This window comes from Massilia sp. PAMC28688 (genome assembly GCF_019443445.1).
Classification (GTDB): domain Bacteria; phylum Pseudomonadota; class Gammaproteobacteria; order Burkholderiales; family Burkholderiaceae_D; genus Telluria_A.
Genome location: NZ_CP080378.1, coordinates 4,291,476 through 4,309,637 on the forward strand (window position 1 = coordinate 4,291,476; position 18,162 = coordinate 4,309,637).

The 18,162-nt window shown below is 66.7% G+C and carries 11 protein-coding genes; 8 read left to right on the plus strand and 3 right to left on the minus strand.

All coding sequences use genetic code 11. The annotated features are described in order from the left end of the window. Positions 1–227 precede the first annotated feature (227 nt). Entirely contained in the window at positions 228–965 is a 738-nt protein-coding gene (locus KY495_RS19140; RefSeq protein WP_219880926.1) for a LuxR family transcriptional regulator, read from the plus strand. Here KY495_RS19140 and KY495_RS24110 read toward each other — a convergent pair. Next, a complete protein-coding gene (locus tag KY495_RS24110; RefSeq protein ID WP_229518372.1) occupies positions 940–1,233 on the minus strand; it encodes a helix-turn-helix transcriptional regulator in 294 nt (97 codons plus the stop codon). The genes KY495_RS19140 and KY495_RS24110 overlap by 26 nt on opposite strands. 131 nt (positions 1,234–1,364) lie before the next feature. Here KY495_RS24110 and KY495_RS19150 point away from each other — a divergent pair, with 131 nt between their 5' ends. Next, complete coding sequence (locus KY495_RS19150; RefSeq protein WP_307728200.1) at positions 1,365–1,952, plus strand: acyl-homoserine-lactone synthase; 588 nt, start codon at positions 1,365–1,367, stop codon at positions 1,950–1,952. Here KY495_RS19150 and KY495_RS19155 read toward each other — a convergent pair. Then, entirely contained in the window at positions 1,924–2,928 is a 1,005-nt protein-coding gene (locus KY495_RS19155; protein ID WP_219880927.1) for a hypothetical protein, read from the minus strand. The two genes, KY495_RS19150 and KY495_RS19155, sit on opposite strands and share 29 nt — an antisense overlap. Before the next feature lie 263 nt (positions 2,929–3,191). On the opposite strand from KY495_RS19155, the gene KY495_RS19160 reads away from it, so the two are divergent. Together KY495_RS19160 and KY495_RS19165 are read left to right on the plus strand one after the other, a co-directional pair. Then, on the plus strand, positions 3,192–3,401 hold the full coding sequence (locus KY495_RS19160; protein ID WP_219880928.1) for a hypothetical protein: 210 nt from the start codon (positions 3,192–3,194) through the stop codon (positions 3,399–3,401). A 38-nt stretch (positions 3,402–3,439) separates the two neighbouring features. Then, positions 3,440–3,769: a hypothetical protein gene (locus KY495_RS19165; protein WP_219880929.1), complete on the plus strand. Its 330-nt coding sequence runs from the start codon at positions 3,440–3,442 to the stop codon at positions 3,767–3,769. Here the strand turns inward: KY495_RS19165 and KY495_RS19170 are convergent. Further along, positions 3,763–5,859, minus strand: coding sequence for a prolyl oligopeptidase family serine peptidase (locus KY495_RS19170; protein WP_307728201.1), 2,097 nt, complete (start codon positions 5,857–5,859; stop codon positions 3,763–3,765). The two genes, KY495_RS19165 and KY495_RS19170, sit on opposite strands and share 7 nt — an antisense overlap. Positions 5,860–6,120: 261 nt before the next feature. On the opposite strand from KY495_RS19170, the gene KY495_RS19175 reads away from it, so the two are divergent. The 4 genes from KY495_RS19175 to recD all read left to right on the plus strand — a co-directional run bounded on the left by KY495_RS19175 (position 6,121) and on the right by recD (position 18,148). Further along, on the plus strand, positions 6,121–9,123 hold the full coding sequence (locus KY495_RS19175; protein ID WP_229518374.1) for a CHASE domain-containing protein: 3,003 nt from the start codon (positions 6,121–6,123) through the stop codon (positions 9,121–9,123). Between the two features lie 81 nt (positions 9,124–9,204). After that, positions 9,205–12,591 (plus strand): exodeoxyribonuclease V subunit gamma, encoded by a 3,387-nt coding sequence (gene recC / locus KY495_RS19180; RefSeq protein ID WP_219880930.1) that lies wholly within the window; start codon positions 9,205–9,207, stop codon positions 12,589–12,591. Further along, the gene (recB, locus tag KY495_RS19185; RefSeq protein ID WP_219880931.1) at positions 12,588–16,211 is read left to right on the plus strand and encodes an exodeoxyribonuclease V subunit beta; all 3,624 of its coding nucleotides are present in this window, start codon (positions 12,588–12,590) and stop codon (positions 16,209–16,211) included. Before recC ends, recB begins: the two co-directional genes overlap by 4 nt. Next, positions 16,208–18,148, plus strand: coding sequence for an exodeoxyribonuclease V subunit alpha (gene recD, locus KY495_RS19190; RefSeq protein ID WP_219880932.1), 1,941 nt, complete (start codon positions 16,208–16,210; stop codon positions 18,146–18,148). The genes recB and recD overlap by 4 nt, the downstream gene beginning before the upstream one ends. Positions 18,149–18,162 lie beyond the last annotated feature (14 nt).

The following is an 18,162-nucleotide window of genomic DNA, read 5'->3' on the forward strand; positions in this document are numbered from 1 at the left end:
GCAAGGTATAAAGTGGCATTTTCGCAACGTACTTTTGGTAGATTGGGTGGACAGGATTCGCGGGCATTACTGTCGAGTAATGGGAATATTGTCACAACATCTCCACATTTTGGTCAAATAACAACGTAACTTTGGGTTGGTATTGGTTGAGTTTTAGTTAAATTGGCCCTACGATCTAGTGTCATTACGCAAATACGCGGGTGACCGCATTGGAAAAGGGCACGTGCATGGTGGAAATTGGTCAGCTGATGGCCCTGTTGAAGAGCACGACAGAAGCGGGCTGGACCTCTGCCCTCTTTGCACTTGCGCACAGCCAGGGTTTCGACAGCGTGCTGTATGGCGCGGTCGCTTCCAAGCATGCCAAGCTGGAAAACGCTTTTCTTCACAGTAATTACTCAAGTACGTGGCGCGCCCGGTACGACGCCGAAAAGCTGCATTACATCGATCCCACCGTGGCCCATTGCGCGAGCAGTTCGGTACCGATCGTGTGGGAGCCCGACACGTTTGGGGATCCAGCTCAGCGCGCCATGTACGAGGAAGCCTGTGCCCATGGCATTCGTTCCGGCATCACCTTGCCCATCCACGGGCCCGGCGGCGAGTTCGGGGTCGTCAGTTTTGCCTCGGACGCGCGGCCGAACATGGATTTCGACCGTCATATTGTGCAGCTCATGCCGGCCCTGTCCCTCATTCGCGACTATGCCTTTGAGTCATCGCTCAAATTCATTCACGAAGTCAAAGGCGCTGAGCCCGTGCCGCGTTTGACCAAGCGCGAGCTTGAAGTGCTCAGCTGGGTGATGGTGGGCAAGTCGTCCTGGGAGATTTCAAAAATTACGTCCTGCTCCGAGGCGACGGTAAATTTTCATATTGCGAACATCCGCCAGAAATTTAACGTCAACACCCGGCAGCAGGCGCTGGTCAAGGCGATCAGCCTTGGTTTGCTCAGCCCGGAAGATCACCATCGCTGAGGCGGCCCTTCAGGTACAGCTTGACGAGAATGGCCACGGGCGGCGGGATGCCCAGCCCGGTTTCAAAGCGGCTGCCGCTGGACTGGGTGACGCCAAAGCGGCCCCAGAATTTTTCCTGGCTTTCGCGTTTGCTGAGCCTGAATTTCTTCAATTCTCCGTGTGGGGTGGAAGGGGTCGGCGCCGGTGCCTGTCCCTCCTTGATTGCGGGTGCGCCGGGTTCGCTGTTGGCCTGGGCCTGGTACTTGAAGTCGTCGTCTTGAGCCATCATTTCCTCTCGTGCAAAATTGCAGTATTCCACCCACGGTCTCCCGCAGCCACCTAGCAACTCTGCTAGTTATGTTCATATGCTTTTTGCATGAATCTTATGCAAGCCGCATAACTTTGAGAGGGAGAAAAACCATGACACTGCACATCCGTATTGCACCGAGGCGCGACTTCAAATCCCGTGATTTGTGGGAAATGCACAAGTTGCGGGCCAAGGTATTCAAGGACCGGCTCGGATGGGAGGTTCCCATCCTGAGTGGCATGGAGATCGATGGCTATGACGCCCTCGAACCGCTCTACATGATGATCCGCGAGCCGGGCGGCGGCACCCTGCGCGGCTGCTGGCGCCTGTTGCCGACCGAAGGCCCGTATATGCTCAAGGATTCGTTTTCCGAGTTGCTGCATGGCCAGCAAGCGCCCCAGGATGCGCGCATCTGGGAATTGTCGCGCTTTGCCATTGAAACCGACGGCAATGCCTGTTTCGGCTTTTCCGAAATCACCATGGAGTCGATTGGTGAAATCATCAGCCATGGCTACCATGCCGGCATCGACCAGTATGTGACGGTGACCACCACCGCCATTGAACGGCTGTTGCGCCGGGCCGGCGTGGTGACGCGCCGCTTCGGCCCGCCCATGATGATCGGGATCGAACGGGCCGTGGCCCTGTACGTGGACATTCCCGCCACCCACGCCGTCATGTTCGACACCCGTCTGGCCTCGTGATGCTGCGCCCCTGAGCGCGATTGCCCAGCCGGCTTGCGCTGTGCGCCAGTGCTTCCCAGTGGGGCGCTGCGTACAGCAGCTGGCCGGCCAGTTCGGCATCGGGCAGCAGCGACTGGCTCGCCTGCAGGCTGCGCCAGGCTTCAAGCAGGGAGCGGGCCGCGCCCAGCATGGCGCGCAATGATCCGCCCATGCGGTCCAGTCCGGCCAGGTAAGTGGCAAAGGAAGGCAGCAGCTGCTGCAGGTAGCGGGCCTCGGCCTGGACGGCCGCCTGCTCCGCCCGTAAATGGTCGAGCTGGCGCCGAACCCCCTCGCGCGCGCTGCTGTGCATGGCGATTTCGTGGCGGATCTGCTCGGCATGCGGGCCGAGCAGCCAATAGGCGTGCTGGCGCATGGTGGCGTCGTCCAGTTTGCTTTGCAGGGTGCTCGCTTGCTGCGACAGCATGAGCGCGTGCACCTGGTCGGCCTGCATGCGCTCGCTCAGCAGGCGTGTATCGTTGTCAAGTTCGCACCCGGCCCGGGCCATCTGGTCCAGGCTGGCGGAAAATGCCGTGTTCAAGGGTGCCAGCAGCGCGACGGCGCCCGCCATGCGCCTTGCCAGGGCCGTCCCCACACTGCCGCAAGGCTTGCCCGCATGGGCCTTGCGCAGGGCGGGCAGGAGCACCCCATTGCCCACCCCTGCCAGCGCGGCGGCGGCCTCGCTCAGCGCGGGCCGGTGCTGGCTGGTCCACAGCTCGGCCAGCTGTCGGACTGCTGCCAGATAGGCGCCCACGGCAGGCCGGGTCAGGCCCACCCGATCGGGCAGGCGGGCGATGCTCGCAGACATGTGGTCCAGATGACTGGACAGATCGGCGACGACGGCCAGACTGCCGCCCAATGCGGCGCACCAGAAGGTTCCTTCGGCGGCGCCGGGGAACTGGCGCGGCGGCAGGCCACCCCTGGCGGCAGCGCGTGGCCGAAGTTGCGTCACAGTACTCATTGGCTTCTCCTGTCCGTGGATGCGGCTGCCGCGCCCGCGTGGCCGGCTGGCTACAAGGGTGGTGCGTTGTGGCCGGCTGGCCACAAGTGTGGTGCGCCGTGGCCGGCTGGCACAAACTTTGTCCAGATCGGCCATGTGCCCCGTTTGCGCCATTCGATAGTAGGCGAGCGCGCAGCCGGCTCGTTGATCCTGATCAAGGTGCTTGTCGTCTGCCTGAACGGTGACGGCCCGGTCGGGTCTGACCGTGACCACTTGGAGGAATCATGGAGACACCTAAAAGCAAATGGGACGTGGAGCGGGCGGCCGCCTGGCTGCGCCGGCACACTTGGGGCGGGGCCGGGGAGGAGCGGCCCGAAGACATGGATGACGACTTGCTGGCCGCCGCCGAGGCCGAATCAGAAACCATCGAGGTGGGCGATGACGATATCGACATTGCGTGCTGGCCCGCGCTGGTCGCTCCCTTTTATGACTAGGAGGCCGCATGCCACCATCATCATTGCCACCAACATCAATGCCCCCATCATCGTCGCCGCCCGGGCGGCAGCTGGCCGTGCCGGCCCTGCTGCGCGCTGTGTTCCGGCGCTGGAGCGAGCCGTGCGACGCGGCACTGGCGCGTCCGGACTGCGCCGGCTCGCCACAGCTGTACCGGCAACTGGGCAGTGCAAGCGGGGCGCTGACCGTGTCGCCCGCAGCACTGGCGCTCATCGAGGCTGACGCCTGCTACAACGCCCGGTTCGGCCAGTTTGCCGAACTGCGGCGCGAGGGACAGTGCGTGCTGGCCTGGGTGCGCGCCTTGCCGGGGTGGGGGCCTGCCGCCCCGCACCTGTTCATACCTTACTGAAGCATCTGGCGCAGGAAGGTATACGTCAGGGCCCACATGCGCGCCTGCTGGGCATTGTCGGCGGCGCCGGCATGGCCGCCGTCCGTGTTTTCCCAGTACAGCACATCGTGCCCCTGGGATTGCATCAGGGCCGCCATCTTGCGGGCGTGGCCCGGATGTACCCGGTCGTCGCGGGTGGACGTGGTGAGCAGCATGCGCGGATAGCGCCGTCCGGCATGGACATTGTGATACGGTGAATAGCGTGCCAGGAAAGCCCAGTCGGCGCCATCGTCGGGATTGCCATATTCTCCCATCCACGAGGCGCCGGCCAGCAAGCGGTGGTAGCGCCGCATGTCCAGTAGCGGTACCTGGCACACCACCGCCCGGAACAGTTCGGGGCGCTGGGTCATGGCTGCGCCCACCAGCAGGCCGCCATTGCTGCCGCCCATGATGCCCAGATGGCGGGCACTGGTGACGGCTCGCGCAATGAGGTCTTCAGCCACGGCCACAAAGTCGTCAAAGGCGCGCTGGCGATGTTGTCGGAGTGCAGCCTGGTGCCAGGCCGGGCCAAATTCGCCCCCGCCGCGGATATTGGCCACCACGTAGGCGCCGCCCTGGCTCAGCCAGGCGGCTCCGGTGGCGCCGCTGTAGCCGGGTTTGAGCGAGATTTCAAAGCCGCCATACCCATACAGCACGGTGGGCAGGGTGCCGTCGCAAGGCGTATGCCTTGCCTTGACAACAAAGTAGGGTACCGCTGTGCCGTCTGCCGAGCGCGCATGATGCTGGGTCACGCTCAGTGTAGCGGCATCAAACACGGCGGGCAGGGACTTGAGCAGGGTAGGGACATCGCTGCCCACCTGGCCCAGGTGCAGGCTGGGCGGCGTCAGGAAGTCGTTGGCCGTCATGAAATAGGCATCCGAACCATGGCGGTCGGCCGCGGCCACATCGACACTGCCAAAGGCAGGCGTGGTCACCACGCGGCGCTGCCAGCGGCCATCGTGGCGCGTATATTCGGCCAGCCGGTTGCTGACATTGTCCAGTTCCGTCAGCAGCAGGGCATGGCGGGTGACGGTCATGCCGTCGAGTGAACGGGTGGGGCCGGGCGTGAACAGGGTTTCGAAGTCGCGCGCGCCGTCCAGGAATGGGCGTAGGCCAATCGACAGCAAGGCGCCGCGCGGGTAGAGGATGGCGCCGGCTTGCCAGTCCGAGCGCAACTCGATCAACAGCTGGTCGCGCACCGTCAACGCATTGGCGTCATCGGGCTTGTCGATGCGGCGCAGCGCGGCGCCTTCGCGCAGGTACAGTTCGCTTGTATAAAAACTCATCTGGCGCCGGATGAATTGCTGCTGAAAGCCGGGCGTGAAGACCTGGTAGCCGGACACGCCGAGGTCGTCCTCCAGGCCTTCAAACACGACGGGCGCCCCGGCCACGGGCGTGCCGCGACGCCACTGGCGCACCTGGCGCGGGTAGCCCGAGCGCGTCATGGTGCCAGGGCCGGTATCTGCCGCCACCAGCAAGTGGTCGCGGTCGATCCAGGTCACGTCACTCTTGCCTTCCGGCAGCGCGAAGCCATCGGGAACAAAGGCGCAGCGCTGCAGGTCAAACTCCCTGACCACGCAGGCGTCGCCCCCGCCGCGCGAGAGCAGCACCAGGCAGCGTTCGCCGTCCGGTGGCAGCGAGCGCACGCCTGCCCATACCCAGTTTTCACCTTCTTCGCGGGCCAGCTGGTCCAGGTCGAGCACGCTGTGCCACGCCGGTTCGGGCAGGCAATACTGCTCTAGCGTGGTGCGCCGCCACAAGCCCCGTAAATGGGTGGCGTCGCGCCAGAAGTTGTAATACCAGGGGCCATGCTTGACCACGTAGGGAATGCGGTCGCTGGCGTTGAACATTTTCGCCAGCCGGCGCTGCAGTGGCGCGTAGCCCGGTGCGCTTTCCAGTTCGGCCAGCGTCACGCTGTTCTGGTGGCCTACCCAGGCCAGCACCGCTTCGCTGTCTATCGCTTCCAGCCAACCAAAGGGATCGGCCGGGGCGGCCTCGCGGGTGTCGTGCATGCTGTCGTCCTGGGATATGTCAGGCTGCGATCCTAGCATCCGGCCGGGGAGCGCGGCCATTCGGCGTGCCAGTGAACCTGTCGCAAGCGCGGCGGTCTACTTATGGTCATCTCTTCCATACGCTGTGGCGCACAACGTGGTGCCAGTGACACGACGGCTGGTGACAAGGTGTGCGGGAGTATTTATCAATTGCATGTTACCGTTGCAACAAGTAACCTGATGCTCGATGCATACACTGCCGGCACGCCGGCGCACTTTGACATATTCCTCCGAAAGCACGGGTACGCGATGACGCACGCTATGACGCGTTCGAGGGAAAGCTTGGCCCGTAACTGGCCGGCCCTGGGCCGCCTGTTGCTCAAGGGGGCGGGCCTGCCCTTGTCGCTGCTGATCGCCATGTCGCTGTATGTCGCAGCGGAGCGGGCAGTCAGCACCGACGCGCGCCTGCAGTTTGACGTCATCACCCGCAGCGCGCAGGCCAGCCTGAACATGCGCATCCACGCCCATGCCGATGTGCTGCGCGGCCTGGCGGCCACTTTTCAGACCCACGATGCGCCTCTCACGCGGGACCAGTTCCGCCGCTACGTTGCAGCGCTGGATATGCAAAAAAACTTTCCTGCAATCGAGGTGGTGACATTTGCCAGTTACGTGCCGCATGCGCAGCGCGCGGCATTCGTGGCGGCGGTACGCGCCGATGACAGCCTGGTCCCGGGGGGCTACCCGGCCTTCGACATCACCCCGCCCGGCGTGCGCGATGCCTATACAGTCATTGACTTTGTCGAGCCGCCCGATGCGCAGGTGGCGCGCATGGGGCGCGACCTCGGGGCCGACCCGCGCCGTGCCGGCATCCTGGCCGCCGTGCGCGACAGTGGCCGGCTCAGTTCCTCTGGCCTGCCGATTGTCCATACCCTGCCTGATCCGCATGTTGTTGTGGGCATCCGCCTCCCCGTCTACCGCAGCGGGGCCGCGTACCACACGGTGGCCGAGCGCCGCGCCGCCTACCTGGGGTCGGTGGGCATCGGCCTGTCGGTGCCGGTGCTGGTCCAGGGCGCGCTCGACGAATTTGTCATGCATGGGACCCAGGTGGCAGTGTATGCCGATGGCGAGGCCGAGCGTGCAAAACGCGCGCTGCAGATCGGGCCGGCTGACCGCTTGCTGGCAGGCGCGGGCGGCGTACTGCAGGCGCTGCCGGCATTGCCCCCGGGCGGAGGGGGCTATCTGGAAACGGTGCTGCCCGTCGACTTCCATGGCAAGCCGTGGAAAGTCCAGTTCCGCATTCCGCGCGACAACCTGGTTCAGGGCCTGGACCGCTACTTTCCCCTGGTCGCGCTCCTTGCCGGCTTTACGGTCAGCATGCTGTTTTCTGCTTTTATTACGACGCTGTTCCGCTCGCGCCGGGCGGCGGTCGAGCAGCGGGTGCTGCTCGATTCCGTGCTCGACAGTGTGGACGCCCATGTGTACATGAAGGACCGCGAGCGGCGTTACCTGTATGTCAATGCGCGCACGGCGCGGGCCATGGGGATTCCGGCGGAAAACATCATTGGCAAGCTTGACCGCGACGTGCTGCCGCCGGCCAAGGCCGATGCCTACTGGGAGCAGGACAAGCAGATTTTCGCCGATGGCCAGCCCCATCCGGGCCAGCTGGTCGAATACACGCAGCCCGACGGCGATGTGCGCATGCTTTGGACCGTGAAAGTACCCATCGTGCACGATGGCAAGGTCAATGCCGTGATCGGCCTGTCCACCGATGTGACGGAACTGCACACGCTCAAGGCCCAGGCCGACGCTGCCAGCCGCGCCAAGAGCAATTTCCTGTCCAATATGAGCCATGAAATCCGTACGCCCATGAACAGCATCATCGGCATGTCGCACCTGGCGCTCAAATCGGTCACCCATCCCAAGCAGCGCGACTACCTGGAGAAAATCTATCACTCCAGCCAGCACCTGCTGGGCATCATCAACGACATTCTCGACTTTTCCAAGATCGAGGCCGGTAAGCTTGAGCTGGAAATGCTCGATTTCGGGATTGACACGCTGATGCAAAACGTCGTCAGCCAGCTGGGCGAAGCAGCGCTGGCGCGGCGGCTCACCCTGGTGCTTGACATTGGCGCCGGCCTGCAGCAGCCGGTACGGGGCGATCCCTTGCGCCTGGAACAGGTGCTGCTCAACTTTACCAGCAATGCCATCAAGTTTTCCGAGCAGGGCAGCGTCCACCTGCGCGCGCGCCTGGTGCGCGACGAGCAAGACACCATGCTGGTGCGCTTCGAGGTCAGCGACGCCGGGATCGGCATGAGCAGCGCCGACATGGGCGAATTGTTCCAGTCCTTCCACCAGGCCGATCCCTCGACCACGCGCAAGTATGGCGGCACCGGACTGGGGCTTGTCATCAGCAAGCAGCTGGCCGAGCTGATGGGCGGTGAAGTGGGCGTGGAAAGTGCGCCGGGGCAGGGCAGCACCTTCTGGTTTACGGCGCAGCTGGGCAAGGCGCCCCACTTTCTGCCGGTGGAAACGGAAACGGCCAGCGCGCAAGTGCTCGACTGCCTGCATGGTGCCTACATCCTGCTGGTCGAAGACAATGTATTTAGCCAGCAGGTAGGCCAGGAATTGCTGGAGCAGGTCCATGCCAGCGTGGTAGTGGCCGGCAATGGCAAGGAAGCCATCGACCTCATGCTGCGGCACCGCTTTGACTGCGTGCTCATGGATGTGCAAATGCCCGTCATGGATGGCTTTGAAGCCACGCGCATCATCCGTTCCGACCCGCGCCTGAAAAGTGCCGTGGTCATTGCCATGACCGCCAATGCCGGCATCGATGACCAGGCCCGCTGCCTGGCCGCCGGCATGGACGAGTTCGTGACAAAGCCCATTTCGCCGCGCCTGCTGTTCGAGGTCATTGCCAAGTGGCTGTGTACGCGCCCCGTGCGCGGCGGGCGGCGCCATCCGCCACCGGCCCTGCACACGGTCGTGGGCACCGGCAGCACCGAACTGATCGACATGGCCGCGCTGGCCCTGACTTTTGGCGGCAACCCGGCCAAGATGCGTAAATATGCCTTGCTGTTCCTCGAGTCGGCCCAGCACGCCATGCAGGACATGCAAGCTTCCCTGGCCCGCGGCGACTACGGCCGCCTGGCCGAACTGGGCCACCGCATCAAATCGTCGGCCAGGGCCGTGGGGGCGGTGGGTTTTGCCAACCTGTGCGAGGCGCTGGAAACCCAGGCCAGCCAGCCTGATGCGGAACAGGCTGCCGCCCTGGTACAGCGCCTTGGTGTCCTGCTGACCCTGCTCGCCGGGCACATTGAACGGGAAGTCATCTTGCCGCAGGTATAACAGTGTTGCGCTTTCGCGAGCGCCATAAAAATAGTATGCTGTGCGGTTGCCAATCCCTTGCCCGCGCTTTTCCGGAGTTTCATGTCGCCACCCGTCGCACCAGGCTTGCTCATCCTCCACGGGAACCAGATGGAGCAGTTGCGTGCGGCCGTGTTTGGCTGGCTGCGCAACAATCCGCTCGGCCCCCTTGAAACCGAGACCATCCTGGTGCAGTCCAACGGCGTGGCCGAGTGGCTCAAGATCGCGCTGGCCCAGGAACTGGGGGTGTGCGCCGCCACCCGGGTGGCCTTGCCGGCCCGCTTTTTATGGGAAGCCTACCGCGGCATGCTGGGCCGCGAACGGGTGCCGAGCCGGGCGCCGTACGACAAGGGTCCGCTCACCTGGCGCCTCATGCGCCTGCTGCCCACGCTGCTTGGCCAGCCCGTATTTGCGCCACTGCGCCACTTCCTGCGCGACGGCGACCCGGAGCGCCGCCTGCAGCTGGCCGAACGCCTGGCCGACCTGTTCGACCAGTACCAGGTGTACCGCGCCGACTGGCTGCAAGACTGGGCGGCCGGACGCGACGTGCTGCGCACTGCGCGCGCCGAAGCGCTGCCACTGGCGCCCGACCAGCGCTGGCAGGGCGCCCTGTGGCGCGCGGTCAACGCCAGCCTGCCGCCGCACGAACGCGATTCCGGCCGCGCCACCATCCACCAGCAGTTCGTCGATGAGAGCGCAACGCGCACGCCGGCCGCCCGCCTGCCGCGCCGCGTGGTGCTGTTTGGCATGTCCACCCTGCCATACCAGACCCTGCAGGCTGTCGCGGCCCTTGCGCACCACACCCAGGTACTGCTGGCCGTGCCCAATCCCTGCCAGTTTTACTGGGGTGACATCATTGAAGGGCGCGAACTGCTGCGCGCCGCCCACAAGCGCCACCGGCAGCGCTCCGGCATCGACCTGTCTACCGTGGCGCTGGAAGACCTGCACGCGCACAGCCACCCGCTGCTGGCCAGCTGGGGACGCCAGGGGCGCGACTTCATCCGCATGCTCGACGAATTCGACACTGCTTCCGGCGAGCGGGCCGGCCAGATGCGCATTGACCTGTTCAGCGAAGGGGAGGGGGATTCTTTGCTGGAACAGGTGCAGGCGGCCGTGCGCGACATGCTGCCGCTGCGCGAGCACCCGCGCCATGCGCCCGCCGGCGGCGACCGCTCGATCCAGTTCCACCTCACCCACAGCGTGCAGCGCGAAGTGGAAGTGCTGCACGACCAGCTGCTGTCATGGTTTGCGGCCGACCCCTCGCTGCGCCCGCGCGACGTGGTGGTCATGGTGCCCGACATTGATACCTTTTCGGCCGCCATCCATGCGGTATTCGACCAGCACAAGCGCAGCGACCCGCGCTTCATCCCGTTCGAGATCGGCGACGTCAAGGACCGCAGCGTCAATCCCCTGCTGGTGGCGCTGGAGTGGCTGCTGCGGCTGCCCGAACAGCGCTGCCGCCAGAGCGAAATCCGCGACCTGCTCGACGTGCCGGCCCTGGCGCGCCGCTTCGGGCTCGGTGACGAGGACCTGGCCACGCTCGGCCACTGGATCGAGGGCGCCAGCGTGCGCTGGGGCCTGGACCAGCAGCATCGCGATGGCCTCGGACTGGGCTCCGCGGGCGAGCAGAATGCCTGGATCTTTGGCGTGCGCCGCATGCTGCTCGGCTACGCCACCGGCGCCGGGTCCAGCTTCCAGCACATCGAGCCCTACGCCGAAGTCGGTGGCCTCGATGCCGCCCTGGCGGGATCGCTGGCGCAGCTGATCGAAACACTGCTGGCCTGGCGCGCGCGCCTGGCCGGCCTTCACACCCCGGTGCAGTGGGGCCAGCATGCGCGCGACCTGCTGGCCGCGTTTTTCGACCCGTTCGAGGAAGCCGACCGCCTGACGCTGGGCCAGCTCGATGACGCCCTGCAGGGCTGGCTGGAAACCTGCGGCGACGCCGGCTTTGATGAAGCAGTCCGGCTGGCGGTCCTGCGCGAAGCGTGGCTGGGCGCGCTCGACGAGCCAACCCTGAACCACCAGTTTGTCTCCGGCGGCGTGACTTTCTGCACCCTGATGCCGATGCGCGCCGTGCCATTTCGCGTGGTGTGCCTGCTTGGCATGAACGACGGCGACTTTCCGCGCCGCGCGCGCCAGGCCGATTTCGACCTGCTGGCGCTGCCCGGCATGGCGCGCCCCGGCGACCGCTCGCGGCGCGACGATGACCGCTACCTGATGCTCGAAGCGGTGCTGGCCGCGCGCGAGCGCCTGTACGTAAGCTGGGTGGGGCGCAGCGTGCGCGACAACAGCGAGCAGCCACCGTCGGTGCTGGTGTCGCAGCTGCGCGACTACCTGGCGGCCGGCTGGGACCTGGACCTGCGCGCCATCACCACCGAACATGCGCTGCAGCCGTTCAGCCGCCGCTATTTCGAAGAGGGCGGCATGCTGACCTACGCCGGCGAATGGCGCGCCGCGCACGGCGAGCGCCAGGCCAGCGACACGGCTCTGCCGCCGTTCGAGCCGGAGGCCGACGTGCGCCTCAAGCTCGATGAGCTGCGCCGCTTCCTGCGCCAGCCCGCCACCTATTTTTTCCGGCGCCGCCTGGGCGTGACAGTTGCCGATGCCGGCGTGGTGGGCGAGGACGAAGAGCCGTTTGGCCTGAGCGGCCTGCAGCGCTACACCATCGAAGACCGCCTGCTTGATGACCAGGGCGAGCCGGAACCGCTGGACCAGGTGCGCGCCACGCTGGCCCTGCGCGCCGAACGCCTGGTGCGCGAAGGCGTGCTGCCCATTGGGCTGATGGGCCAGCACTGGCAGCGCCAGCTGGTCGATGGCCTGGTGGCGCCGCGCACTGCCTGGCTGGCATTGTGCACCCGCTACGCACAGCCGGCGCCCAAGTTGGCGGTCTCGCTGGAACTGGGCCAGTTCATGCTGGAAGACTGGATCGACAAGCTGCGCGTGGGCCAGGCCGGCACGGCCTGGCTGATGCAGATGTCATCGAAGGCGCTGGACAAGAAGGCAAGGCCGCGCGGCGACAAGCTGATTGCGTGCTGGCTGCGCCAGCTGGCCAGCGCGGCCATCGGCCAGCCCCTGACCGGTTACCTGGTGGCCCGCGATGCGGTCCTGACCATGGCCCCGCTCCACCCCGCCCAGTCGCGTGATCAGCTGGCCGCCATCGTCCGGCTGTGGCGCAGCAACCTCGATGCACCGCTGGTGGTGGCCTGCAAGAGTGCACTGGCGCGCCTGCAGGGAGGAGACGCCCGCACCACCTACGACGGCGGTTTCGACCCCACCGGCGAAGCCATGCCGGAAGGGCGCGAGTGGGCGCTGTCGCGCCTGTGGCCGGACTTCGCCACCCTGGTTGGCAGCGGCGACTGGCTGGCCAACGGTGAAGCCTTGTATGGCCCGCTGGCCGCGTGGATGCGCGATGCCGTGCAGGCCGAGCCGCACGAGAAGGCGGGACCATGAGCGAACTGCTTGATGCCCTGCGCTTTCCCCTGCACGGCTCGCGCCTGATCGAAGCGAGCGCCGGTACCGGCAAGACCTGGACCATCGCCGCGCTCTACCTGCGCCTGGTGCTGGGCCATGGCGGGGATGCCGCCTTTGGCCGGCCGTTGATGCCATCCGAAATCCTGGTCATGACCTTCACCCGGGCCGCCACGCGCGAGCTGTCGAACCGGGTGCGCGAGCGCCTGATCGAGGCGGCAGCCTACTTTCGCGGCGAACTGGCGCACGACGATCCGCTGCTGTCCGAGCTTTCCAGCGCCTGCCACAGCGACGCCGACCGGCGCATGGCCGCGCATCGCCTGCAGGGCGCGGCCGACACCATGGACGAAGCGGCGATATTCACCATCGATGCCTGGTGCCAGCGCATGCTGCGCGAGCACGCCTTCGACAGCGGCAGCCTGTTTGACGAAGAGCTGATCAGCGACGAGCGCGCGCTGCTCGAAGACGCGGCGCACGACTACTGGCGCCAGAATGTCTACCCGCTCGACGCCGCGGCGCTGCGCACGCTGCTCGCATGCTGGCCCGACGTGGTCACGCTCAAGCGCAAGGTGCGTGATCTGGTGCCGCGCGCGGCCACCTTTGGCCAGGTGCCGGACGAATCGCTCGCCGCGCTCATGGACCGCGTGGCGGCTGAACAGAAGGCGATCCTGGCCCCCCTCAAGCAGGGCTGGCACGCGCGCGCCGATGCCATGGAGGCGTGGATCGCGCAGCAGCGCGAGGCCAATCCCGACTGCTTCCACAAGGCGTGGATGGCGCCCAAGTCGGTGAGCGAATGGCTGGCGGCGCTGCGCACCTGGGCGCTTGACGAGACCATGCACATGCCCGAACTGAGCGACAGCGCCTGGGGACGGCTGACGCCGGAAGGCATCCGCAAGGCGACCCGGAAGGGCCTCGAACTCGCACTGCCCGACTGCTTCGATGTCACGGCCGCGCTGCGGCTGGCCCTGGAAACGGTCGACCCGGTGGAACATGCCCTGCACCGGCATGCCGCCTGCAGCATCGCGCGCCGCATGGCGCAGCTCAAGGCGCGCGGGCGCCTGTTCGGCTTTGCCGACATGCTGCAGCGGCTCAAGGCGGCGCTGGAAGGACCCAACGGCGAGGCCCTGCGCCAGCGCATCACCGACCAGTATCCGGTCGCCATGGTCGATGAATTCCAGGACACCTCGCCCGACCAGTACCGCATCTTCGACCTGCTGTACCGGGTGGCCGACAACGACCGCGCCCTCGGCCTGTTCCTGATCGGCGATCCCAAGCAGTCGATTTACGGCTTTCGCGGCGCCGACATCCACAGCTACCTCGACGCGCGCCGCGCCACGGCCGGGCGCCACTACCAGCTGGGCACCAACTACCGCGCCACGGCCGCCCTGGTGGACGCGGTGAACCACCTGTTCCTCAACGCCGAGGGCGACGGCGCGCGGCCCGGCTTTGCCAGCGGCGCCTTCCGCTTTCGCCAGGGCGATGACAACCCGCTGCCTTTCGAGCCGGTGGCCGCCAAGGGCAGGCCGGAGCAGCTGGTCGGCGTCGATGGCGCCTACCAGGCCATGGCCGTGTGCTGCACCGGGCGCGATGACCTCAAAGCCGACGACTACCGCAACTTTTTCGCCCACCACTGCGCCGAACACATCGTGGGCCTGCTCAACGACCCTGCCGTGGGCTTTCGCCATGACCAGGCCTTGCGGCGCCTGGTACCGGCCGACATCGCCATCCTGGTGCGCGACCGCAAGGAGGCGCTGGCCATCCGGCGCGCCCTGGACCAGCGCCAGGTACCCAGCGTCTACCTGTCCGACAAGGATTCCGTGGTCGACAGCGTGGAAGCGGCCGACGTGCTGCGCTGGCTGCAGGCGGTGGCCAATCCGCTCGATGGGGCACTGGCGCGCGCTGCCTTTGCCACCCGCACCGCGGCGCTGCCGCTGGCCGAACTGGCGCGTTTGTCGTCCGACGAACTGGCGTGGGAAGAGCGCGTGGAGCAGCTCAAGGCCCTGCACGTGGTGTGGCAGCGCCAGGGCGTGCTGGCCATGCTGCGCCGGATGATCCACGAGCTGGGTCTGCCCGCATCGCTGCTGCACCAGGCCGGCGGCGAGCGGCGCCTGACCAACCTGCTGCATCTGGCCGACATCTTGCAGTCGGCCAGCGGCCAGCTGGACGGGGAACAGGCCCTGATCCGCTGGTTCGCCGAGCAGATCAGCGGCGACGGGGAGGGCGGCGAAGAGCGCGTGCTGCGCCTGGAGAGCGATGCAGAACTGGTCAAGGTGGTCACGGTCCACAAGTCCAAGGGCCTTGAGTACCCGCTGGTGTACCTGCCATTCGCCGTCACCGCGCGCAAGACCGAGCGCCGCAACCGCAGCTTTTTCGAGTATGTGGGCGCGGACGGCAAACGCTGCCTCGACCTGTCCCTGTCCGACAAGGCCAGGGACGCCGTGGAGCGCGCCCGGCTCGAGGAAGACCTGCGCCTGCTGTACGTGGCGCTCACGCGCGCGCGCCACTTCGTGTGGCTGGGTGTGGCGGCGCTGGACGGCCGCCTGCACGAATCGGCCCTTGGCTATCTGCTGGTGGGCGAGACGCAGGCCGCCGCCGCCGACCTGGGCGGGCACTGGGAACGGCTGCGCGCCGGAAAGGACGCTATCGGCCTGCACATGCTGCAGCACCCGCAAGCGGTCACGCAGCTGGCCCGCAATGAGCAACAGCTGCCGCTGGGCGCCGCCGCACGCTTTAGCGCACGCTTCGAGCGCAACTGGACGGTCGGCTCCTTTACCTCGCTCACGCGCCAGACCAGCGCCGCGCCCATGCACGCACAGGAAGAAACCCTGCTCGACGAAGATCTGGCGCCGCCGCTGCCGACGCCGCGCCTGGCCGACGAGGCGCCGTGGCACCGCTTTCCGCGCGGTTCCGTGCCCGGCAACTTCCTGCACGAACAGCTCGAGTGGATGGGGCAGGAAGGCTTTGCCATTGCCGATGACCCCAAATTCGACGAAAAGCTCGGCTTGCGCTGCGAGCGCGCCGGCTGGGGCCATCGCAAGGACGACGCCATCGCCTGGCTGCGCACGGTGGCCCTCACGCGCCTGCCGCACCTGGCCGCGCCCCTGTCCGGGATCGGCGCCGTGCTGCCGGAGATGGAATTCTGGTTTCCCAGCGAACGCCTGGATGTGGGCGCGCTCGACGCATTGTGCAGCGCGCGTCTGTTGGGTGGCGCGCCCCGTGGCGCGCTGCCCGAACGGGAACTGCACGGCATGCTCAAGGGCTTCGCCGACCTGGTGTTCGAGCATGACGGGCGGTTCTGGGTGCTGGACTACAAATCGAACGCACTGGGCGCCAATGATGCCGCCTATGGCACCGGGGCCATGGCCGCCGGGATGGCCGCGCACCGCTACGACATCCAGGGCGCCATCTACCAGCTGGCCCTGCACCGCCTGCTGCGCAGCCGCCTGGGCAGTGCCTACGATCCTGGCCGGCAGCTCGGTGGCGCCATCTTCATGTTCCTGCGCGGGATCGCCAATGTGCACACACGCGGCTGCTACCTGCTGGAGCCGGACCTGGTCCTGCTCGACGGCCTCGATGCATTGCTGGGCGGGGAGGGCGCATGAAGCCGGAAACCGTGAGTGAGGCGCTGTGGACGCAGGTGGCGGCGATGACGGAAGATGGTCACTTACGGCGCCTGTCGGGCACCTTTGCGCGCTTCGTGTCCACGCTGGGCGCAGCCACGCCGCCCCTGATGGTGGCGTGCGTGCTGCTGTCTGAACTGGAGGGGCGCGGGCATAGCTGCCTGATGCTCGACGAACTGGCCAGCGATCCCGCCACCCTCATGGGCTGGAGCGACGAGCAATGGTCGCAGCTGGCGCAGGCGGCAGGTACCTTGCCGAAGCATCTGAAAGGCTGGATTGCCCAATTGGGCGCCTGCGACCAGGTGTGGCAGGTGGGCGACTTTGACTTCGACGAGCCGCTGGTGCTCGATGGCGAACGTCTGTACCTGCGCCGCTACTGGCGCGACGAGACGCTGGTGGCGCAGGCGGTGCGCAGCCGCGCACGCGCGGTGCGCCCGGTCGATGCGCCAAAGGCGCGCGCCTGGCTCGACATCCTGTTCGCGTCCGAGCGCAAGAGCGAGCCGCCCGACTGGCAGAAATTCGCCTGTGCCATTGCCCTGCGCGGCGCGCTGGCCATCATCACTGGCGGCCCGGGAACGGGCAAAACCTATACCGTGGCGCGGCTGCTGGCGCTGCTGTTTGCCGTGGCCCCGGATGCGGCGCACCAGCGGGTGGCGCTGGCTGCCCCCACCGGCAAGGCGGCAGCGCGCCTGAAACAGTCGATCGACAAGGCCTTGAACGACCTGGCCGACAAGGTGGGCGAGGCACTGCCCCTGCGCGAACTGACCGCGCGCATGGGGGCGGCGCGCACGCTTCACAGCCTGCTCGGGGCCCGTCCCGACACCCGCTCCTTTGCCCATCATCGCGGCAATCCGCTCGATGTCGACGTGCTCATTGTCGACGAAGCGTCGATGGTGCACCTGGAAATGATGGCCGCGCTGCTCGACGCCCTGCCGCCGCACGCCACGCTGATCCTGCTCGGTGACAAGGATCAGCTGGCCTCGGTGGAAGCGGGCGCCGTGCTCGGAGACCTGTGCCGCGATGCCCAGAGCGGCCGCTACGACGCGGCCACCGTGGCCTATGCACTGGCTGCCAGCGGCGAAGCGATTGCCCCGCACTGGCACGGCGACGGCGGCGCGCTGGCCCAGCAAACCGTCATGCTGCGCCAGAGCCGGCGCTTCGGTGGGCCCATCGGCCAGCTGGCGCTGGCGGTCAACGCTGGCGACAGCGCGCGTGCCCACGAGATCCTGCGCGGCGGCGGCGAGGCGGTGCGCTGGATCGAGCACGCCCATCCGCACCATGTGGTGCAGCTGGCAGCCGAGGGTTACGCCCCCTGCCTGGAGCTGGTGGCAGCCGGCCCCGGGGCACTGCCTCACGACGCCTGGGTGGGCGCGGTGCTGCACAGGTTCGAGGCGTTCCGCGTGCTGTGCGCGGTGCGCGAGGGCGAGTGGGGCGTGACGGGCCTGAACGAGGTGATCGAGCAGCGGCTGGGCAGCATGGGACTGCTGCGCCGGCGCAGTGAATGGTATGTGGGGCGGCCCGTCATGATTACCCGTAATGACTACGGCACCCGCGTATTTAACGGCGACATTGGCCTGACGCTGCCCGATCCGGCGCGGCCAGGTGTTTTGCGGGTCTACTTCCTGGAAGGCGATGACGTGCGCAGCGTGCTTGCCACCCGCCTGCGCCATGTGGAGACGGCGTACGCCATGACGGTGCACAAGTCACAGGGATCGGAATTCCGGCACACGGTGCTGGTGCTGCCCAGGGAGCGGGGCGCCATGATCGCCCGCGAGCTCATTTATACCGGCATCACCCGCGCCAGTGAGCGCTTTACCCTGGTTTCCCCTGGCAGTGCGATCCTGGCAGAGGCGATTGCGCGCCGCACGCGGCGGGCCAGCGGCCTGCAGGACATGATCGGCGACAGCCAGGGTAGCTAAGGGGAGGGCGCCAC